The following is a 19,965-nucleotide window of genomic DNA, read 5'->3' on the forward strand; positions in this document are numbered from 1 at the left end:
CGCGCGCCCGCACCAGCCAGGTGCGGGTCGGACGCCGACCAGGAGAGCACACCGTGGCCACCGCTTCCCGCCTCGACAACGTGACCAACCTCGCCAAGCGACGGGGCTTCGTCTTCCCGTCGGGAGAGATCTACGGCGGTACCCGGTCGGCGTGGGACTACGGCCCGCTGGGCGTGGAGCTCAAGGAGAACATCAAGCGGCAGTGGTGGCGCGCGACCGTCACCTCCCGTGACGACGTCGTCGGGCTGGACTCCTCCGTCATCCTGCCGCGGCAGGTCTGGGTCGCCTCGGGCCACGTCGGCGTGTTCACCGACCCGCTCACCGAGTGCCTGAACTGCCACAAGCGATTCCGTGTGGACCAGATGCAGGAGGAGTACTTCGAGAAGCACGGAGCGAAGCAGGACCTCGAGAGTCCGGACGCCGTGCCGCTGGAGGGCCTGGCCTGCCCGAGCTGCGGCACCCGCGGGCAGTGGACCGAGCCGCGCGACTTCAACATGATGCTCAAGACCCACCTGGGACCCGTGGAGGACGAGTCCGGCCTGCACTACCTGCGGCCGGAGACGGCGCAGGGCATCTTCGTGAACTTCGGCAACGTGATGACCGCGGCGCGCAAGAAGCCCCCGTTCGGCATCGGCCAGATCGGCAAGTCGTTCCGGAACGAGATCACGCCGGGCAACTTCATCTTCCGCACCCGGGAGTTCGAGCAGATGGAGATGGAGTTCTTCGTCGAGCCCGGGACCGACGCCGAGTGGCACCAGTACTGGATCGACGCCCGCACCGACTGGTACGTGGACCTGGGGATCTCCCGGGAGAACCTGCGCCACTACGAGCACCCGCAGGAGAAGCTCTCCCACTACTCGACCCGCACCGTCGACATCGAGTACCGGTTCGGCTTCACGGGCAGCGAGTGGGGGGAGCTCGAGGGCATCGCGAACCGCACGGACTTCGACCTGACGACGCACGCCGAGCACTCCGGGCAGGACCTGAGCTACTTCGACCAGGCGAAGAACGCCCGGTGGGTGCCGTACGTCATCGAGCCGGCCGCGGGCCTCACCCGCTCGCTCATGGCCTTCCTCGTCGAGGCCTACACCGAGGACGAGGCACCCAACGCCAAGGGCGGGGTGGACCGCCGCACCGTGCTGCGGCTCGACCCGCGGCTCTCGCCGGTGAAGGCCGCGGTGCTGCCGCTGTCCCGGAACGAGAAGCTCTCGCCGGTGGCCCGGGACCTGGCGGCCGAGCTCCGCCGGTACTGGAACGTGGAGTTCGACGACGCCGGAGCGGTGGGCCGTCGCTACCGGAGGCAGGACGAGATCGGCACCCCGTACTGCATCACGGTCGACTTCGACTCCCTGGAGGACCAGGCCGTGACGGTCCGCGACCGGGACACCATGACCCAGGAGCGGATCGGGCTGGACAAGGTCCGCGGATACCTCGCCGAGCGCCTGCCCGGCTGCTGACCACGCGGCGGGAGGGGTGGTTGCGGCGCGTCGTGCCGGACCGGGGGGAGCCGGCGGGTGAGCATGAGGCGTGGCTCATTCGCACACCCATGACGAGGTGACCCTGCCCCGGCGCGAGGCGCGGCGGGTCCGTTGGGTGCTGACCGCACTCGTCGCGCCGCTGCTGCTGGCGACCATCGCGGGCCTCGTGGCTCTCTGGCCGCGCGGCGAGACGGAGATCGGCTCGATCCCCGTGACGGGCACCGGGATGAGCGTCGAGACCGGGACCGTGGTCGAGGTGGTCGACGACGGCACGGGCGGGTCCGCCGACCCCGGCGCCCCGCAGGGCGGCGGGGCGGAGCAGGCCGGGGGACAGGTGCGCGTCGAGCTGTCCACCGGCCGCGGCGCCGGGCAGGTCGTGCCGGTGCAGGTGCCGCCCGAGATCATGGCGAACGGCATGGAGGCGGGCGACGAGCTCCGGCTGCTGTTCAGCCCCCAGGCGATGGGCACGGGCAGCCCGTACGTCTTCTGGGACTTCGAGCGCCGCGCCCCGGTCGGCTGGCTCGCGCTCGGCTATGGGCTCGTGGTGCTGGCCGTCGCCCGGCTGCGGGGCCTGGCCGCCATGGCCGGGCTCGGCGCGTCCCTGGCCGTCATCACCGTCTTCGTGATCCCGGCGATCATGCTCGGCTCCTCGCCGGTGCTGGTGGCCCTCGTCGGCTCCGCCGCCATGCTCTTCTTCTCCCTCTACCTCGCGCACGGGATCTCGATCCGGACCACGACGGCCCTCCTCGGGACCTTCGTCGGTCTCGCCGTGACAGTGCTGCTGGCGACCTGGGGGACCCGGGCCGCCAACCTCACCGGCTCCACGAGCGACGCCTCGCTGTTCCTCAACAGTCACTTCCCGAACCTGTCCCTGACCGACCTGCTGCTCTGCGGCATCGTCATCGCCGGGCTGGGCGCGCTGAACGACGTGACGATCACGCAGGCGTCCGCCGTGTGGGAGCTGCACGCCGCCGACCCTGCCGCCTCGCGGCGCACGCTCATGGGTCGGGGCATGCGGATCGGCCGGGACCACATCGCCTCCACGGTGTACACGCTCGCCTTCGCCTACGTCGGAACGGCCCTGCCCGTGCTCATGTCCGCCGCGCTCATGGACCGTGCGGTCATGGACACGCTCATGGCCGGTGAGATCGCCGAGGAGATCGTCCGGACCCTCGTCTCCTCCATCGGCCTCGTCCTGGCCATCCCGGCCACCACAGGCATCGCCGTCGCCCTGGTCCGGACGTCGGCGGGGCGCGGGCGGTCGGAGCGATCTCACACCGGCGGGGGGCTGCCCGAGGGCGCGGGAACCGCGACAATGGCGGGATGACCGCGCGGACCACGACCCAGGCGCCCGCCCGGCCGGCCCTGCAGATCGGCCCGGTCGGCGTGGGCAGCCCCATCGTGCTCGCCCCGATGGCCGGGGTCACCAACCCGCCCTTCCGCAAGCTGTGCCGCGAGGCCGGCCTGGCCGGTCTCCCCGGCGACGCCGCGGCGGCCGCCCCGGGCCTGCACGCTCCGGCGGGCCTGTACGTGACGGAGATGATCACCTCCCGGGCGCTGGTCGAGCGCACGCCGGAGACGATGCGGATGATCACGCCGGACCCGGACGAGCCGGTTCGCTCCGTCCAGCTCTACGGCGTGGACCCCGCCACCGTCGGGTCGGCCGTCCGGCTGCTGGTGACCGAGGACCGCGCCGACCACGTGGACCTCAACTTCGGCTGTCCCGTGCCCAAGGTGACCCGTCGCGGCGGGGGAGCGGCCCTGCCGTGGAAGCGCGACCTGTTCGACGCCATCGTCACCGAGGCGGTCAGGGCGGCCGGCGAGGTGCCCGTGACCGTGAAGATGCGGATGGGCATCGACGACGACCACCTCACCTACCTCGACGCCGGACGGCTCGCCGAGCGGGCCGGCGTCGCCGCCGTCGCCCTGCACGCGCGGACCGCCGCGCAGCACTACTCCGGTCAGGCCCGGTGGGAGACGATCGCCCGGCTCAAGGAGACGGTCCGCGGCGTCCCGGTGCTCGGCAACGGCGACATCTGGAGCGCCGAGGACGCGCAGGAGATGATGCGCACCACGGGCTGCGACGGCGTCGTGGTCGGACGCGGCTGCCAGGGCAGGCCGTGGCTGTTCACGGACCTGGTGGCCGCCGCGCACGGCTCAGCGGCGCGGGTGACGCCGGGCCTGGCCGAGGTCGCCGCGGTCGTGCGGCGCCACGCCGAGCTCATGGTCGAGCACTTCGGGGACGAGGACCGCGGCCTGCGCGAGATGCGCAAGCACATGTCCTGGTACCTCAAGGGCTACGTCGTGGGCGGCGAGGCACGCCGGCAGCTGGCGCTGGTCAGCACGCTCGCCGAGCTGGAGGAGCGCCTCGCAGCCCTCGATCTCGACCAGCCCTACCCGGGCGAGGGCGCGGAGGGGCCGCGCGGCCGGGCGGGCAGCCCGAAGGACCCGCACCTGCCCGAGGGCTGGCTGCGCAGTCAGGACATCGACGAGGAGCTGCGCGCCTCGCTCTCGCTCGCCGAGCTGTCCGTCTCCGGCGGCTGAGCGGGCCGCGGGGGACGCCGCTACGCGCGCCGGGCCCAGACCGTGGTGTCCGTCGGGACCTGTCCGTCGGCCAGGGGCCCGGAGACGATGGCGACCTCCCAGCCGTCCGGGAGGGCGACCGCGTCCTGACCGAGGTTCGTCAGCACGAGCACGTCGTCGCGTCCGGCGCCGGAGTTGACGACGGCGATGACGTCGCCCGCCGTGTCCGGCTCGCCGAGCGTGGGCTCCCAGTCCAGCGAGCCCAGGCCCAGGCCCAGGTCGTGGCGGAACCGCAGCGCCCGGCGGTACAGCTCCAGCGTCGAGTCCTCCTCGCCCGCCTGCGCGTCGACCGCGTAGGGCGCCCACTCCTGCGGCTGCGGCAGCCACGCTTCGCCGGTGGCGGAGAACCCGAACGCCGGGGCGTCCGCCTCCCACGGGATCGGCACCCGGCAGCCGTCGCGGCCCTTCTGCGCACCCGCGGTGCGGTGGAACGTCGGGTCCTCGCGGACCTCGTCCGGCAGCGCGGTGTGCTCGGGGAGCCCGAGCTCCTCACCCTGGTACACGTAGGCGGAGCCGGGCAGCCCCAGCATCAGCAACGACGCCGCGCGGGCACGTCGTAGGCCCAGTGCGGCGTCTGGCTGCGGATCGGCGGGGCCGATGCCGTTCGGCCCCTTCCCGGTGTGCTCCGGGTCCAGGCCGAGGCGGGTGGCGTGACGGACCACGTCGTGGTTGGACAGCACCCACGTCGTCGGCGCCCCCACCTCGTCGTTGACGTGGTAGGACTCGGCGATCACCGTCCGCAGCCGGGGCGCCGACCACCGGGTGACCAGGTAGGAGAAGTTGAACGCCTGGTGCATCTCGTCCTCGCGCACGTACCGGGCCAGACGCTCCAGCGGCTCCACCCACGCCTCGGCCACGAGGATGCGGTCGCCGGCGTACTCGTCGAGGACCTTTCGCCACGAGCGGTAGATCTCGTGGACGCCGTCCTGGTCGTAGAACGGCGGCCGGCCGGGCAGCGTCCCGGGAAGCGGGTCCCCCTCGGTCTGGCCGGTCGCGGGCTGGTCGGTGCCCTCGACCATCCGGACGCGGCCGGACCAGTCCGGCAGCCCGGGGGCCTTGACCAGGCCGTGGGCGACGTCCACCCGGAACCCGTCCACGCCGCGGTCGAGCCAGAACCGCAGGATGGACTCGAACTCGGCGCGGACCTCGGGGTTCTCCCAGTTCAGGTCCGGCTGGCTGGCGTCGAACAGGTGCAGGTACCACTGCGTGTCGTCGGCCCAGGCGCTGCCCGGTGCGTCCGGACGCTCGCTGACCCGCGTCCAGGCGGCACCGCCGAACACCGAGTCCCAGTTGTTCGGAGGCTCCTCGCCCACCTCGCCGCCACCCTCGCGGAAGATGTACCGGGATCGCTCCAGACTGCCCGGCCCGGCGGCGAGCGCCTGCCGGAACCACTCGTGCTCGTCCGAGGTGTGGTTGGGCACGAGGTCGACGACGACCCGCAGCCCGAGGTCGTGGGCACGCTCCAGCAGCGCGTCGGCGTCGGCGAGGCTGCCGAACCGTGGGTCGATGTCCCGGTAGTCCGCCACGTCGTAGCCGGCGTCCCGCTGCGGGGACCGGTAGAACGGCGAGAGCCACACCGCGTCGACGCCGAGCGCCGCCAGGTGCTCGAGACGGGACGTGATACCGGCCAGGTCGCCCATGCCGTCGCCGTCTCCGTCCGCGAACGAACGCGGGTAGATCTGGTAGATCACCGCGTCGCGCCACCACTGATCCTGCGCGGGATCCTGGACGTGCAGGGCGGTTCGCCGAACAGTTGTCGCCGGGCTGACAGCGTTCACTGGTCTCCTCGGATCGGTGGTCGGTCGATGTGATCGCCCAGCGTGGCACGGGCCGACGGCCTCGCGCACATGTGCCCGGCGCGTCTCAACCCGGCGCGGCCGCCCGGTGCCGGTCAACCCAGCGCGAGCCAGACGGTGGTGTCCGGAGGCAGGAACACGAGGCCGTCGCTGGGCAGCGGGAGGTCGTCGCTCGCGTGCAGCACCTCCCGGTCCGAGGGGACGGCGACGGTCTCCCCGCTGAGGTTCGTCAGCACCAGCAGGTCGCGGGTCAGTAGGGCCAGTGTGCTCGGCCCCGGGGCGTCGTCGACCCAGGCGAGCGGTCCGGTACCGAGCCCGAGCTCGTCCCGGAGCCGGAGCGCGTAGCGGTACCGCTCGAAGAGGCTTCCCGGCGTGCCCCGCTGCTCGGCGGCCATCGCGGCAACCTCCCGGATGGTGCCGACCGGGTCGTCGGGGCGGGGCGCGACGCCGACCGCCTCGCCCTGGTGGATGTACACGGTCCCCGGCAGGGCCAGCATGAGGAGGGTGGCGGCCCGGCGCCGGCGCCGGGCGGCGCCGTCGGCGCCGAGCCCCCAGACGCCCCCGCCGCCCAGGTCACTGAGGGTCCACGCGGGCACGGCGCCCGCGGCCTCGCGCTGCAGGTAGGTGTCGGAGACCACCGCGCGCAGGTGGCCGGCGTCCCACTCGGTGATCGCCAGCGCGTCCTCGCGGGTGACGTGCAGCCAGTGCTCGTGCAGGTGCTCGGTGACCAGCTCGGGGTGGCGTGCCGAGATCGCGGCGGTCAGGACCGCGTCGTGCTCGGCGGCGAGCGCGTGCAACGACCCGAGGTCCGCCTGCGGGGGCCCGGTGAGGATGCCGAGATCCAGGCCGTCGGCCCCGGCACCCAGCCAGGCGTCGGCGCGCGCGAGGGTGGTCGCGGCGGGGACGTCGGCGAGCGAGACCACCAGACGAAGGCTGCGCTGGTGCACGCGCCGGACGAGCTCGGCGACGGTCTCCTCGTGCTCCGGGTCGGCCGGATCCACGTCCGGGACGCGCAGCTCGACGGCGGTCGCGCCCAGGCGTGCCACGTGGGAGACCTCGCCGGACAGCGCGGCGACCGCAGCGAGGTCCGCCGGGCCGTGGACCTGGTACACGACGGCGCGGCGCCACCATGGCACCGGGGCCCGGCTGGGGCGGTGCACGAGCGTGGTGATCACCTGCCCCGCGGGGGTGATCGGCGGGGCGGGCTCGGCCGGCTGGGTCTCGGACATCGCCCCCATTGTGGCCGACGGCCGACGCACCGCACGTCCTGGCCGGTCCTGCCGCGGTCCACACCGCCCGGTGGAGCGCTGCGTGCTCCTCCGCCCTCGGCGTAGTCTCCGGGTGTGACCATCTCGCCCGACGCCGTCGACCGCGCCGGCCGCCGGGTGTGGCCGCGGGAGACGGCGGCGTACTCCGCCCACGACACCGAACGGTGGGTCACCGAGTCCGCGAAGAATCCGAGGCGGTCGGCGTTCGAGCGGGACCGAGCCCGCGTGGTGCACTCCTCCGCCCTGCGGCGGCTCGGCGCGAAGACCCAGGTTCTCGGCCCGTCCTCCGACGACTTCGTCCGCACCCGGCTGACCCACTCCCTGGAGGTCGCTCAGGTCGGTCGTGAGCTCGGCAAGGTGCTCGGCTGTGACCCGGACGTGGTGGACACCGCGTGCCTGGCCCACGACCTGGGGCACCCGCCGTTCGGGCACAACGGCGAGCGGGCCCTCGACGAGGTCGCCCGTGAGGTCGGGGGGTTCGAGGGCAACGCCCAGACGCTCCGGCTGCTGTCCCGTCTGGAGCCGAAGATCTTCACCGACGACGGCGTCTGCGTGGGCCTCAACCTCACCCGGGCCAGCCTGGACGCGGCCACGAAGTACCCGTGGCCGGCCGGGCAGGGACCGCTGCGCCCGGACGGCAAGCCGAACCGGAAGTACGGGGTGTTCGGGGAGGACGCCGAGGTCTTCGCCTGGCTCCGGCAGGATGCGCCGGAGGGCCGGCGCTGTCTCGAGGCCCAGGTGATGGACCTCGCGGACGACATCTCCTACTCCGTGCACGACGTGGAGGACGCGATCGTCGGCGGCCGAGTGGACCTGGCCGCGATCCGGCGCGCACCGGAGCAGGAGCGGGTCGTCAGCCAGGCCCGCGACTGGTACGACCCGCCGGTCAGCGACGACGAGCTCGGCGCCGCCCTGGAACGGGTGATCTCCGACCCGGTGTGGGTGCCGGGCTACGACGGCTCCCGCCGGGACCTGGCCCGCCTGAAGGACATGACGAGCCAGCTCATCGGACGGTTCTGCGCGGCGGCCGAGGACGCCACCCGGGCCAGCTTCGGCGACGGTCCGCTCGCTCGCTACGACGCCGACCTCATGGTCCCGGACGAGACGCTGGCCGAGATCGTCGTGCTGAAGGGACTGGCCGCGGTCTACGTCATGGCGCCCCGGGAGCACGAACCGGTGTATCTCGCGCAGCGGACCATCCTGTTCGACCTGGTCGACGCGCTCCTGACCGCGGGCGCCGACCAGCTCGAGGCGCCCTTCGCCGCGGACTGGCGCGAGGCGGGGGACGACGGCGCACGGCTGCGCGTGGTCGTGGACCAGGTCGCCTCGCTCACCGACACCTCGGCGCAGCAGTGGCACGCCCGGCTGCGCGGCATGCTCTCGGAGGTGTGGTGATGGCCGGGCTCATCCGGCGCGAGGACATCGCCACGGTCCGCGAGCGAGCTCGCATCGAGGAGATCGTGGGGGCCTACGTCACCCTCAAGACGGCCGGCGTCGGGTCGATGAAGGGGCTGTGCCCCTTCCACGACGAGCGCACCCCGTCCTTCCACGTGCGCCCGCAGCTCGGCCTGTGGCACTGCTTCGGCTGCGACGAGGGCGGCGACGTCATCTCCTTCATCCAGAAAGTCGACCACCTGCCGTTCGCGGAGGCCGTCGAGCACCTCGCCGGCAAGGTCGGCGTACAGCTGCGCTACGAGGACGGCGGGGACGGCCGTCGCCGGGAGGAGCCGGGGAGACGGCAGCGCCTCGTCGAGGCCCACCGGGTGGCGGAGGAGTTCTACGCCGCGCAGCTCGACAGCCCCGAGGCGGCGCCCGCCCGGCAGTTCCTGGCCGAGCGCGGCTTCGACCGGCAGGCCGCGACGACGTTCGGCGTCGGGTACGCCCCGAAGGGCTGGGACAACCTGCTGCGCCACTTGCGCGGCCGCGGTTTCACCGAGCCCGAGCTGAACGCCTCCGGCCTCGTCTCGCAGGGCAACCGGGGCGTCTACGACCGGTTCCGCGGCCGCGTGATGTGGCCGATCCGGGACGTCACCGGGGAGACGGTCGGCTTCGGGGCGCGCCGCCTGTTCGAGGACGACCAGGGCCCGAAGTACCTCAACACCCCCGAGACACCGATCTACAAGAAGTCCCAGGTGCTGTACGGGCTCGACCTCGCGAAACGGGCGATCGCCAAGGAGCGTCGCGTCGTCGTCGTGGAGGGCTACACGGACGTCATGGCGGCGCACCTCGCGGGCGTGGCCACGGCCGTGGCCACGTCCGGCACGGCGTTCGGGGCCGACCACATCCGAATCGTGCGGCGGCTGCTGGGTGACCGGGCTGACGCCGCGGCCGGCGTCATCTTCGCCTCGGGCGCCACGCACGGCGGCGAGGTCATCTTCACCTTCGACGGCGACGCCGCCGGCCAGAAGGCCGCGCTGCGCGCCTTCGAGGAGGACCAGCGGTTCGCGGCACAGACCTTCGTCGCGGTCCAGCCGGACGGCCTGGACCCGTGCGACCTGCGCCTGCAGCAGGGGGACGGCGCCGTGCGCGAGCTGGTGGCGTCGCGCCAGCCGCTCTTCGCCTTCGCGATCCGCTCCGTGCTCGCCCAGCTGGACCTCACGACGGCGGAAGGCCGGGTGGCCGCGCTGCGTGCGGCGGCACCCGTCGTCGCCGGGATCCGGGACCGGGCCCTGCGCTGGGAGTACGCCCGGTCGTTGGCGGGGTGGCTCGGGATGGAGGAGATCGCCGTACGGCGGGCCGTGCAGAGCGCCGAGCGGGCGCCCCGGCCCTCGGGGGGCGAGGCCGGCGGAGCCACGACGTCTCGCAGCGAGTACCCGGCGGGATCGCCGGAGCAGCGCCGCGACCCCGGCAGCAACGGCGCCGCACGTCCCGCGTCGCGGGAGGACCCGGTGGCGCGGCTCGAGCGGCAGGTCCTCGAGGTGGTGCTCCAGCTGCCGCAGCACGCGCTGGCGGCCGGCTTCGACGACCTGGCGCCGGACACCTTCACCGTGCCGGCCTACCGGGGCGTGCACGACGCGATCCGCGCCGCCGGCGGCACCCGCGCGTTCGGCGAGCAGGTGGAACGGCTCTCCGCGGAGGGGCACGGCGACCCGGTCGCACGGGCCTCCGGGTGGTGGGCGGAGGAGCTGCGGGAGAACTCCGTGGGCCCGGTCGCGGGAGTCATCACCGAGCTGGCCGTCGCCCCGCTCCCGGAGGACCGGCCGGAGGCGCTGGCCGCCTATGCGCGGGGGGTCCTGGTGGCACTGCTGCGGATGGGGCTCACCCGGCAGATCGCGGACGTCAAGGGGACGTTGCAGCGGACCGACCCGCAGGACGCCCGCTACGGCGAGGTCTTCGCAGAGCTCATGGAGCTGGAGAACCGACGCCGCGCCCTGACCACCGGGTGACGCGTGGGGGCCGTCAGCCGCGGCACGCCGCGGGTATGCAGGATCGTGACGCGGCGGGCACGTGCAAATCTGAGGAAGTTCTGTACCGTCGTTACCTGGAAAGATCCTTCTGAGACGGGCGCACGCTGGAGGGGGAAGCGAGCTTGCAGCAGCGGTTCGACCGGTCCGTCGTCCCGTCCGGGGACGACGCGGAGGTCGAGCATTCCCCCGAGGCGCCCGAGCAGACCTCGGAGCACGAGGGCTCGAGCCTCGAGGAGCTTCCCGAGGCCATCGAGGAGGCGGACGAGCACAAGCACCACCACGACGGGAAGGGCCGCGACGGGAAGTCCCGAGGCATCGCGCTCGGCGCCGTCATCGTGCTCGCGGTCGTGGCCGGGATCGTCTTCGGTGCGATGAGTGGCGCCCAGGACGGTGCTGCCGCGCCCGAGACCGTCGACAGCCCGCCGCCGCAGGCCGATTCCGCCACCGGGACTGTGCTGCCGGTCTCACCCGCGGGTGGTGCCCCGGTGGAGGGTGCGGACCTTCCGCCGTCGTCCCGGGTGATCCCGGTCGGGGAGACCACGCAGGTGGGCGCCTTCACGGTGACGTTCGGCCCCACCGACTCCGACTCTGCCGACCGGGTCGAGGCGGGGGACGCGACGTACCACGACGAGCTGCGGGACGGCGAGGTCCTGGTGACCGCGACGGTGACCGTCCGCAACGACGGTGACCACGCGCTCGACCCGGCGGTGGACCTGCTGGCCGGCTATCTCGGCGGTGACGGACGCGAGTACGACATGCTGCGCGGCCCGTTCTGCATGGCCGAGGACAGCCTCTACGACGTCGGCAACCTGGCGGCGGGGGCCAGCGTCACGGGGACCGTCTGCCAGGGCATGCCCAAGGAGGCCGTCGAGGGCGGGGTGTGGGTCCTGCGACCCGCGACCGACTACGGCCAGGTTGCCCACTTCGCCGCCCGGTAGGCACACGGCCGGACGCGGCACTCCTCCGGGCCGCGATCGTTCGCGCCGAACCGGGCGATGTGACGTGCATCAAGGTCACATGACTTGGTCGCGTCAGGCGTCTTGACTACAGTGTCCTGGGTCGATCCCCCGTAGCTCAGTTGGCAGAGCGTTCGACTGTTAATCGAAATGTCGCTGGTTCGAGCCCAGCCGGGGGAGCCCTTCATCGCGGTGGTCACGCCGCGTCACTCCTCACCCGTGACAGCCCGGGAGCGTGCGGGCGGCCCGACGAGGGGCCGCGCCGCTATGTGGGCAGTCCCACAGCGGCGCGTGCCCGCCGCTCCACCTCGTCGACGACGCGCGTCTCCTCGCCGTCCCCGCGGAGGGTGCCCGTGACGGTCACCTGGGAGAGCAGCGCGCCGGTCTCGTCACGCCGGATGTAGACCTTGATCTGGGCCCCGGTGGCGGTCTCGGCGGCGTCGGAGTGGACCACGGACGCCTGTACGCGCTCTCGCAGGGCGGCGGCGAAGGAGGCGACCTCGTCACTCGCGGTGCGCAGCTCGAGCGGCGACCGGCTCCCGTCCACCCACGTGACGGTGACCGTGCGGGTCTCGCCGTCCCACCGGCCGCGCTCGACGGTGTGCCACGGGTGCCGCTGCGTCACGCCCTCCTCGCTCGCCACCAGCAGCTCCGCGCCGGTCACCACCGCCCACCGGCCGTCCGCGAGCTCGGCCGTGGCGTACGGCGAACCCGGGAGGAGGGCGCGGATCGTGCGGGGGAGTCGCGACGAACGACGACCGAGGATCATGGCGTCACGGTAACGCCCGGCCGCTGGGTACGCTTGACGGCGGTCCGCGGTTCCGTGACGAGCCCCGCGGCACGCCCCTGTAGCTCAGCCGGTCAGAGCAGCGGACTCATAATCCGTCGGTCGCGGGTTCAAGTCCCGCCGGGGGCACCTGAGGCGCCCCCGGCGTCACCTCCGGCCCTCACATCCGGCGTCGGTAGGCGTACACCGCCAGCGTGCCGAAGACGACGAGGAAACCGGCTCCCCACAGCAGGGTCAGCACCGCCGCGTCTGCCGCGGGTCCGCCCAGCAGCAGGGCCCGGCAGGCCTCGATGGCGTGGCTGACCGGATTGATCTCGGCCCAGGTCTGGAGCCAGCCGGGCATGGTGTCGATCGGCGCCACCATGTTGGTGCCGAAGACGAGCGGGAAGGGCACGAGGAAGGCGACGGTGGTGACGAGGTTCTCGTCCCGCAGCAGCACGGCCACCCACACGGTGAGCCAGCTCAGGCCGAAGCCGAACGCGATCGCCACGCCGACGGCGGCCAGTGCCTGTCCGACCCCCGTCTCGACCCGGAAGCCGAGCGCGTACCCCAGGGCGAACAGCGCCACGCATGCCACGACGTACCGGATGGCGTCGCCGAGCACCGACCCGATGAGCGGTGCGGCCCGCTCGATGGGCAGACTGCGGAACCGGTCGAAGACGCCCTTCTTCATGTCCAGCACGATGTTCAGCCCGGTCGACGTCTGACCGACCAGCACGGTGGACAGCACGAGAATGCCCGGGAAGAGGTACTGCAGATACTCGCGCGACGAGCCGGCCACCGCGCCGCCGAAGAGATAGACGAACAGCAGGAGGAAGATGACCGGCAGCATCAGCGCGTCCAGCACCATGCCCGGGTTACGCTTCGTCTTCGTCAGACTCCGGCCGGCGAGCGCCAGGCTCTGGCGCATGCCGGCACCCCGGCGTGGTGCGTCGACGGCGCGCGGCGCCACCGCGCGGTCGGTGACGGTGGACGTCATGAGGCGACCCTCTCTTCGGCGTCGGCGGTGGCGCCGGACTCGGGCGGTGATTCTCCGGCGACCGCGGTCGTCCCGGTCAGGCTCAGGAAGACGTCGTCCAGACTCGGCAGCCGCAGCGCCAGCTCGGCCACCGACACCCCGGCCGCGGACAGGCCCTGGACGAGGCGAGTGAACGTCTCGTCATCGTCGACCGGCACGGTGAGCGCCCCGCCGACCGGATGCACGGCGGACCCCTGGGTCACGCGGGCGACCACCTCCGCCGCGCGGGCCAGGTCGGCCGGGTCCCGCGGCCGGACGACGGCGGTCTGCCGTCCCGCGGTCTGCTTCAGACCCGCCGGGGTGTCGTGCGCGATGACGCGACCGTGGTCGATGACGGCGATCTCGTCGGCGAGGGCGTCTGCCTCCTCGAGGTACTGGGTCGTGAGGAGGACGGTCACCCCGGCCCCCACCAGCGACCGGACCGTGTCCCACATGTCGTCGCGCTTGCGCGGGTCGAGGCCGGTGGTCGGCTCGTCGAGGAAGACCACGGACGGGTCGCCGACCAGCCCTGCCGCGAGGTCCAGGCGCCGGCGCATGCCGCCGGAGTAGGTGGAGAGCCTCTTGTCGGCGGCGTCGCGGAGCCCGAACTCGTCCAGGAGCTCGTCCGCCCGCAGGCGCGCGCGCCGGGTCGGCAGGTCGAGGAGCTTGCCGAACAGGACGAGGTTCTCCCGCCCGGTGAGGTCCTCGTCGACGGTCGCCGCCTGGCCGGTGAGGCCGATGAGGCGGCGCACCGACCGCGCATCGCGGACGACGTCGTACGCGCCGACCCGCGCCCAGCCCTCGTCGGGCCTGGTCAACGTCGCGAGGACGTTGATCGCGGTCGACTTGCCGGCGCCGTTGGGGCCCAGCACGCCGAGCACCGTTCCGGTCCGGGCGGCCAGATCCAGGCCCGCCAGGGCGGTGGTGTCGCCGAACCGCTTCACCAGTCCTCGCGTCTCGAACGCGATGTCGGGGTCGCTCATCCGGCCGGCTCCTCGTCTCGTGCGGGCACCACGTTGTGAGTGCGGCGGAACACGTTCTCCGGGTCGTAGCGCCGCTTGAGGGCCGCCAGCCGTGCCCGGATCGCCTCGGGGTATACGGCGGCGACGTCGTCCTCGGCGGCGGTTCCGAGGAAGTTCACGTACGCGCCCAGGCCCCGGCTGATGGCCTTCCACGGCGCGAGTGCCTCGTCGAGGGCTCGGTCGGGCATGTCGGCGGGCATCATGATGACGACGACGACCATGGCTTCGGCGTCCCGGTGGGCGAACGCGGTGGCGTCCGCCGGCACCCGCGCGACCGCCCCGCCGAGGCTGCGCAGCTCGAGCGCCGCTCCCGGGTGCGCCTCGAGGACCTGGGCGATCGTCGTGATCATGGCGTCATCGAGCTCGGGCACCATCGCGTTAGTCACCCCGGCCCGGATGCCCTCGGGGGGCTCGTGCCCGTCCAGCAGGATGTCCGCGTACGGGTGCGTGGTGACTGACGAGTCCACGACCGGCGCCAGGTCGGCCAGAGGGCCGAGGACGGCGGACGACGTCGCCTCGTCACCGACGTAGCAGCACGTCAGCATCGCGGTCGGACCGGCGCCGCCCGTCGCGGGCAGCACGGCCAGCGAGGTGGTCAGCTCGTCGGGCGCGGCCCGCATGTGGTCGCGCCAGCCGCGCAGCAGGGCCGCGACGTCGCGCAGCTCGTAGGTGATCGTGCCGAACACGACCGTCTCCACCGGCTGGGCGACGAAGTCGAGATCGACGACGACGCCGACGTTGCCGCCGCCTCCCCGGATCGCCCAGAACAGGTCGGGGTTCTCTGCGGCGCTCGCTCGCAGGATGCTCCCGTCGGCGGTGACGATCCGGGCACCGACCAGGTTGTCGATGGCGAGACCGTAGCGCCGGACCATCCACCCGATGCCGCCGCCCAGGGTCAGTCCCGAGACCCCGACGCTCGTCGTGTCGCCCGCTGTGAGGGCTAGGCCGTGCGGTCGCAGCGCGCCCGCGACCGTGCCCCACGTCGCCCCGGCACCCACGCGCACCCGGCGCTGTTCCGCGTCGACAAGCTCGACGCCGTCGAGGCGGCGGAGGTCCACGACCATCCCGTCGTGGCCGGTGCTGAACCCGGCCATGCTGTGACCGCCCGAGCGCACGGTCAGGGTGTGCCCGTGGGTGATCGCGTATCGCACGGCGGCGGACACCTCCTGCGCGTCCGCCGGCCGGACGATGAGGTCCGGGGTTCCTTGTGCCGCGAAGGTGCGGCTCGTCTCCGCATAGTCCGGGTCGCCCGGCTGGACGACCACACAGGGCAACGTCAGCTCTGCCGTGTCCTCGCTCATCGACTCTCCTCGTTCGTGGTTCGCGGCCGCAGCACGCGACCTGTACCGAGCGTCGCGTTCGGAGCGGGTGCGGCGCGTCCGGCGGTGGAGGTGTCTTCCGACTGGGCCCGACGGCGTACCCACCCCGCCGCCTACCCCCTAGGGCATACGCCGCAGGTATACCCTCGGAGGGTCGGCACGGCGCGGGCGGGTGTCTAGGCTCGGCACATGCGGACCGATCGTGGATGGAGCCGGTTCTACGCCCTGGGCTGGTTGGCCTCCGCCCTGGTCGCGACCGTCGCCTTCCGCCAGTGGCAGGCCTACGTCCGGGAGGTCGAACGACGTGCGGAGGAGGCCGAACAGACACGGGAGGAGGCCGCGCGCCGGCGAGCCGTGGAGGAGCGTCTGCACATCGCCCGCGAGCTGCACGACTCGCTCACCCACAGCATCTCGGTGATCAAGCTCCAGGCGGGTGTGGCCGCTCACCTGGCTCGCAAGCGCGGCGAAGATCCGCCCGACGCGTTGCTGGCCATCCAGGACGCGAGCGCCGACGCCGTGCGACAGCTCCGTGGCACTCTCGACGCGCTTCGTGAAGACGTGCCCGTGGACGGGGTCGGCATCGAGAATCTCGCTTCCCTGGTTCAGCGTGCCCGTGCTTCCGGGGTGCGCAGCTCATTGACGTTCGAGGGGCGGCCCGCCCCGGCCCCAGCAGAGGTCGACCAGGCTGCGTACCGCGTTGTCCAGGAGGCACTGACGAATGTCAGCCGCCACGGCGGTAGTGAGGCCACGGCGTCCGTCCGGGTCGAGTACGGGCCAGGCACGATCACAGTCCGGGTCGAGGACGACGGCGCCGGGTGTACCGCGCCGCCACGGCCCGGGCACGGGCTGACCGGGATGCGCGAGCGGGTCACGGCACAGGGCGGCAGTCTGTGGACAGGCCCGCGTCCGAACGGCGGGTTCGCGGTTGTAGCCGAGTTCCCGCTGACGGGGCGGGCATGATCCGGGTGGTACTGGTCGACGACCAGCCGCTGATACGGAACGGCATCCGGGCGCTGTTGGACGCCGAGGAGGGCATCGAGGTCGTCGGCGAGGCGTCCGAGGGACTTGAGGGTGTGGAGGTCACCCGCCGGCTCCGGCCCGACATCGTCCTCATGGACGTCCAGATGCCCGGGTTGGACGGGATCGACGCCACCCGGCAGATCGCCGACGACGCCCGACTCGACGAGGTGCGCGTCATCATGCTGACGAACTTCGGTCTGGACGAGTACGTGTTCTCGGCCCTGCGCGCCGGAGCCGCGGGATTCGTAGTTAAGGACGCCGAGCCCGAGGACCTCCTGCATGCGTTGCGCGTGGTCGATCGTGGCGACGCGCTGCTGTCCCCGTCGATTACGCGGCGCCTGATCAGCGAGTTCGTGTCCCGACCGCCCGACGTGGTCTCGACCGAAGCCGTGGTCGAGCTGACACGGCGCGAGCGAGAGGTGGTATCGATGGTCGCGCGCGGTCTCAACAACGACGAGATCGCGGAGCGGATGGTGATAAGCCCGGGCACGGTCAAGACGCACGTGAGCCGAGCGATGATGAAAGCGGGTGCCCGGGACCGTGCCCAGCTGGTGGTTCTCGCGTACGAATCGGGGTTGGTGACTGCGCGCGAGCGTTGACCGGGCGCAGGACTGTCGGATATCACGGCCCGGAGTGCACCATGGAACGGTGCGACCACCGGGGACCTCCTTGCTGATCGGCGGCGGAGTGGTGTTCGCGTTCCTGGCCGTCGGGTGTGCCTCTGCGGACGGCGGCGGTACCGGGGTCACCCCGGAGCCCGCGGACGGTGCGATCCGGCTCGCCGCCGTCGGGGACTCCATCACCGAGGCGGACAGCCCGGACTTCGGCGCGGGCCGCCTCGGCACCGAGTCGTGGGTGCATCACGCCGTCGGCGAGGACGTCGCGCTGGTGGGCGGCTGGGCGCAGTGGGGCGCGACGACCGCGGAGATGGCCGCCGCCGTGGAGCCCGAGGACGCCGACGTGCTGGTGATCATGGCCGGGACGAACGACCTGGGCGGTGGGGAGCCCAGGGAGGAGACGCTTGCGAACATCCGCGACATCGCGCAGACCGTCGACGCCGAGGACGTGGTCCTCTCGGCCGTCCCACCGCTCGACCGCACGCCCGACGTCGCGACAGCACTCAACGCCGACCTCGAGGCCCTCGCCCGGGACGAGGGGTGGCACTGGGTTGATGCAGCGGCTGCCGTGCGGGACGGGGAACGCTTCGCGGAGGGCACCACCGTCGACGGCGTGCACCCGACCACACGTGGCGCAGAGCTCATCGGCGCCCGGGTGCGCGCCGTTGTCCTCGAGGCGGCGGGACGCGGGACATGACGATGCGATAACAGGGCCCGGGAAGGGAGGCGTCGTGGCGACCGGCTGGTGCAGGATGGCCCGGTGCGCCGAACACTTGCCGGCATCCTGCTGCTGATCGTCCTGGGCCTGTCCGCCTGCGCGACGCCGGACGGCGCCGAGCGCGCGGCGGGAGGCGCCGCGGGCGACGGCGGCGCAGCGGCCGCAGGACCGGAGCGGCCCGGTGCGGCGCACGACCCGCAGCCGCACACCGTCCGGATGGCCGCCGTGGGCGACTCCATCACCGAGGCGCGCAGTCCCGACTTCGCCGCAGGCGACCTCAACGACCTCACCTGGGTGAGCCACGCCGTCGGCGACGACCTCGAGCTCGCCGGCGGGTGGGCACGGGGCGGTGCCACCACGGCCGAGATGGCCGCCCACGTCACGCCGGTGGACGCCGACGTCCTGGTCGTCCTCGGCGGCACGAACGACGTGTGGCAGGGCCTGACGGCGGACGGGCACGCCGAGACGCTGGCGAACATCCGCCGCGTCGTGGACACCGTCGGCGCCGACGAGGTCGTGCTCTCCGCGATCCCGCCGCTGGACCGCATGCCGGCGGCCGCCGCCGCGCTCAACACCTCGCTCGAGGACCTCGCGCACGACTCCGGGTGGCACTGGGTCGACGCCCCGGCCCCGCTGCGCGAGGACGACCGCTTCGTCCCCGGCCTCGCCCGGGACGGCGTCCACCCGACCCGGGAAGGGGCCGAGCTGCTCGGTGCGGAGCTGCGCCGGGCGGCGCTCGAGGCCGCCCGCTGAGCGCGCAGCCGGACGGTTCACGACCGGCCCTGAGGGCATGCCACGATGTGCTCCATGGCCATGCGTGAGATCCGTGTCGTCGGCGATCCCGTGCTGCGCACCCCCTGCGAGCCGATCACCGACATCGATGCCCGTGTCCGGTCCCTCGTGGACGATCTGCTCGAGACGGTCGACGAGGAGGGACGGGCGGGCCTGGCGGCCAACCAGATCGGTGTGAGCCTGCGGGCGTTCTCCTGGAACATCGACGACGAGATCGGGTACGTCCTCAACCCGCGGATCGTGGCGCAGTCCGAGGACGAGTTCCAGGACGGCGACGAGGGCTGCCTCTCCGTCCCGGGGCTCTGGTTCCCCACCACCCGCGCCTGGTACGCGCGGGTCGAGGGCATCGACGTCGACGGCAAGCCGGTGGTCGTCGAGGGCGAGGAGCTCATGGCGCGCTGCCTGCAGCACGAGTGCGACCACCTCGACGGCAAGCTCTACCTCGACCGGCTGGAGAAGGGTGTCCGCCGGAAGGCGATGAAGGCCGTCCGCGAGCAGCTCTGACGTGTCGCGCCGACGCGGTTGATCGCGCCCGTGCGCGGGTGCTGGCTTCCGCGGCGAATCTGCGGCACACTGAAGGTGTTCGCCGCGCGAACATGTCGTGCCTGGAAGGGCCGAGGTCGTAGGGGAAGACGCACCTCGAACCGGACCAGGAGGAGTCGACATGAGTGGTGCCTTCACCCGCGGCGTCATTTTCGTGCACTCTGCGCCCCGTGCGCTGTGCCCGCACATCGAGTGGGCCGCGGGCACCGTGCTCGACGCCCGTGTGGCCCTCGACTGGACGGCCCAGCCGGCCGCGCCCGGCATGTTCCGTGCCGAGCACTCGTGGGTCGGCCCCGTCGGTACGGGTGCGCGTCTGGCATCCGCGCTGCGCGGCTGGACCCACCTGCGGTACGAGATCACCGAGGAGCCGAGCCCCGGCTGCGACGGTGGCCGCTGGTCCCACACGCCCGAGCTGGGCATCTTCCACGCCCAGACGGACAGCCACGGCAACGTCGTGGTCCCGGAGGACCGGGTGCGCGCCGCCCTCGAGCACGCCGCCGACCCGGTCCGGCTGCGGCAGGAGCTGGACCTGGCGCTCGGCCAGGCCTGGGACGACGAGCTCGAGCCGTTCCGGTACGCCGGCGCCGGCGCCCCCGTGCGCTGGCTGCACCGCGTCGGCTGACAGCCCGCCAAGACACCATGCTGTCCCGAATTCACCACCG

Annotated in this window: 18 protein-coding genes and 2 tRNA genes; 14 read left to right on the forward strand and 6 right to left on the reverse strand. The window is 72.9% G+C overall.

Annotated elements, in window-relative coordinates; translation table 11 throughout:
• Nucleotides 1-53 precede the first annotated feature (53 nt).
• The 3 genes from ACFQQL_RS12780 (at nucleotide 54) to dusB (ending at nucleotide 4,022) form a co-directional block, all read left to right on the forward strand.
• Nucleotides 54-1,457: a glycine--tRNA ligase gene (locus ACFQQL_RS12780; RefSeq protein ID WP_382394935.1), complete on the forward strand. Its 1,404-nt coding sequence runs from the start codon at nucleotides 54-56 to the stop codon at nucleotides 1,455-1,457.
• Between the two features lie 70 nt (nucleotides 1,458-1,527).
• Nucleotides 1,528-2,805, forward strand: a complete 1,278-nt coding sequence (locus ACFQQL_RS12785) for a YibE/F family protein (protein ID WP_382394937.1) — start codon at nucleotides 1,528-1,530, stop codon at nucleotides 2,803-2,805.
• Nucleotides 2,802-4,022, forward strand: a complete 1,221-nt coding sequence (dusB, locus tag ACFQQL_RS12790; RefSeq protein WP_382394939.1) for a tRNA dihydrouridine synthase DusB — start codon at nucleotides 2,802-2,804, stop codon at nucleotides 4,020-4,022. The genes ACFQQL_RS12785 and dusB overlap by 4 nt, the downstream gene beginning before the upstream one ends.
• Nucleotides 4,023-4,042: 20 nt before the next feature.
• Here the strand turns inward: dusB and ACFQQL_RS12795 are convergent, their stop codons facing one another.
• Nucleotides 4,043-5,839 (reverse strand): glycoside hydrolase family 13 protein, encoded by a 1,797-nt coding sequence (locus tag ACFQQL_RS12795; protein ID WP_382394941.1) that lies wholly within the window; start codon nucleotides 5,837-5,839, stop codon nucleotides 4,043-4,045.
• 113 nt (nucleotides 5,840-5,952) lie between these two features.
• Nucleotides 5,953-7,086, reverse strand: a complete 1,134-nt coding sequence (locus tag ACFQQL_RS12800) for a hypothetical protein (protein ID WP_382394943.1) — start codon at nucleotides 7,084-7,086, stop codon at nucleotides 5,953-5,955.
• Between the two features lie 120 nt (nucleotides 7,087-7,206).
• Here ACFQQL_RS12800 and ACFQQL_RS12805 point away from each other — a divergent pair, with 120 nt between their 5' ends.
• The 4 genes from ACFQQL_RS12805 to ACFQQL_RS12820 all read left to right on the forward strand — a co-directional run bounded on the left by ACFQQL_RS12805 (nucleotide 7,207) and on the right by ACFQQL_RS12820 (nucleotide 11,668).
• Entirely contained in the window at nucleotides 7,207-8,520 is a 1,314-nt protein-coding gene (locus tag ACFQQL_RS12805; RefSeq protein WP_382395384.1) for a deoxyguanosinetriphosphate triphosphohydrolase, read from the forward strand.
• Nucleotides 8,520-10,511: a DNA primase gene (gene dnaG, locus ACFQQL_RS12810; protein WP_382394945.1), complete on the forward strand. Its 1,992-nt coding sequence runs from the start codon at nucleotides 8,520-8,522 to the stop codon at nucleotides 10,509-10,511. The genes ACFQQL_RS12805 and dnaG overlap by 1 nt, the downstream gene beginning before the upstream one ends.
• A 143-nt stretch (nucleotides 10,512-10,654) precedes the next feature.
• The gene (locus ACFQQL_RS12815) at nucleotides 10,655-11,470 is read left to right on the forward strand and encodes a DUF4352 domain-containing protein (RefSeq protein WP_382394947.1); all 816 of its coding nucleotides are present in this window, start codon (nucleotides 10,655-10,657) and stop codon (nucleotides 11,468-11,470) included.
• Between the two features lie 125 nt (nucleotides 11,471-11,595).
• A tRNA-Asn gene (locus ACFQQL_RS12820) sits at nucleotides 11,596-11,668 on the forward strand.
• 85 nt (nucleotides 11,669-11,753) lie between these two features.
• Here ACFQQL_RS12820 and ACFQQL_RS12825 read toward each other — a convergent pair.
• Nucleotides 11,754-12,257, reverse strand: a complete 504-nt coding sequence (locus ACFQQL_RS12825; RefSeq protein WP_382394949.1) for a hypothetical protein — start codon at nucleotides 12,255-12,257, stop codon at nucleotides 11,754-11,756.
• A 73-nt stretch (nucleotides 12,258-12,330) separates the two neighbouring features.
• Between ACFQQL_RS12825 and ACFQQL_RS12830 the strand changes: the two genes are divergently transcribed.
• Nucleotides 12,331-12,404, forward strand: a tRNA-Ile gene (locus ACFQQL_RS12830).
• Nucleotides 12,405-12,435: 31 nt separating this feature from the next.
• Here ACFQQL_RS12830 and ACFQQL_RS12835 read toward each other — a convergent pair.
• Genes ACFQQL_RS12835 through ACFQQL_RS12845 form a run of 3 tightly spaced genes read right to left on the reverse strand, consistent with a single transcriptional unit; the run spans nucleotide 12,436 to nucleotide 15,595 of the window.
• Nucleotides 12,436-13,254: an ABC transporter permease gene (locus tag ACFQQL_RS12835; RefSeq protein WP_382394951.1), complete on the reverse strand. Its 819-nt coding sequence runs from the start codon at nucleotides 13,252-13,254 to the stop codon at nucleotides 12,436-12,438.
• Entirely contained in the window at nucleotides 13,251-14,255 is a 1,005-nt protein-coding gene (locus tag ACFQQL_RS12840; protein ID WP_382394953.1) for an ATP-binding cassette domain-containing protein, read from the reverse strand. The genes ACFQQL_RS12835 and ACFQQL_RS12840 overlap by 4 nt, the downstream gene beginning before the upstream one ends.
• Nucleotides 14,252-15,595: an FAD-binding oxidoreductase gene (locus ACFQQL_RS12845; RefSeq protein ID WP_382394955.1), complete on the reverse strand. Its 1,344-nt coding sequence runs from the start codon at nucleotides 15,593-15,595 to the stop codon at nucleotides 14,252-14,254. The genes ACFQQL_RS12840 and ACFQQL_RS12845 overlap by 4 nt, the downstream gene beginning before the upstream one ends.
• Nucleotides 15,596-15,802: 207 nt before the next feature.
• Here ACFQQL_RS12845 and ACFQQL_RS12850 point away from each other — a divergent pair, with 207 nt between their 5' ends.
• From ACFQQL_RS12850 to ACFQQL_RS12875, 6 genes are all read left to right on the forward strand, one after another.
• Nucleotides 15,803-16,573, forward strand: a complete 771-nt coding sequence (locus ACFQQL_RS12850) for a sensor histidine kinase (protein WP_382394957.1) — start codon at nucleotides 15,803-15,805, stop codon at nucleotides 16,571-16,573.
• Nucleotides 16,570-17,232 (forward strand): response regulator, encoded by a 663-nt coding sequence (locus tag ACFQQL_RS12855; protein ID WP_382394959.1) that lies wholly within the window; start codon nucleotides 16,570-16,572, stop codon nucleotides 17,230-17,232. The genes ACFQQL_RS12850 and ACFQQL_RS12855 overlap by 4 nt, the downstream gene beginning before the upstream one ends.
• Nucleotides 17,233-17,281: 49 nt before the next feature.
• Nucleotides 17,282-17,947, forward strand: coding sequence for an SGNH/GDSL hydrolase family protein (locus ACFQQL_RS12860; protein ID WP_382394961.1), 666 nt, complete (start codon nucleotides 17,282-17,284; stop codon nucleotides 17,945-17,947).
• Between the two features lie 63 nt (nucleotides 17,948-18,010).
• On the forward strand, nucleotides 18,011-18,721 hold the full coding sequence (locus ACFQQL_RS12865; RefSeq protein WP_382394963.1) for an SGNH/GDSL hydrolase family protein: 711 nt from the start codon (nucleotides 18,011-18,013) through the stop codon (nucleotides 18,719-18,721).
• A 54-nt stretch (nucleotides 18,722-18,775) separates the two neighbouring features.
• The gene (gene def, locus ACFQQL_RS12870) at nucleotides 18,776-19,264 is read left to right on the forward strand and encodes a peptide deformylase (RefSeq protein ID WP_382394965.1); all 489 of its coding nucleotides are present in this window, start codon (nucleotides 18,776-18,778) and stop codon (nucleotides 19,262-19,264) included.
• A 160-nt stretch (nucleotides 19,265-19,424) separates the two neighbouring features.
• Nucleotides 19,425-19,925 (forward strand): DUF3145 domain-containing protein, encoded by a 501-nt coding sequence (locus ACFQQL_RS12875; protein WP_382394967.1) that lies wholly within the window; start codon nucleotides 19,425-19,427, stop codon nucleotides 19,923-19,925.
• Nucleotides 19,926-19,965 lie beyond the last annotated feature (40 nt).

Origin of the sequence: Georgenia alba (assembly GCF_042665525.1) — a bacterium.
GTDB classification, from domain to species: Bacteria; Actinomycetota; Actinomycetes; order Actinomycetales; family Actinomycetaceae; genus Allobogoriella; species Allobogoriella alba.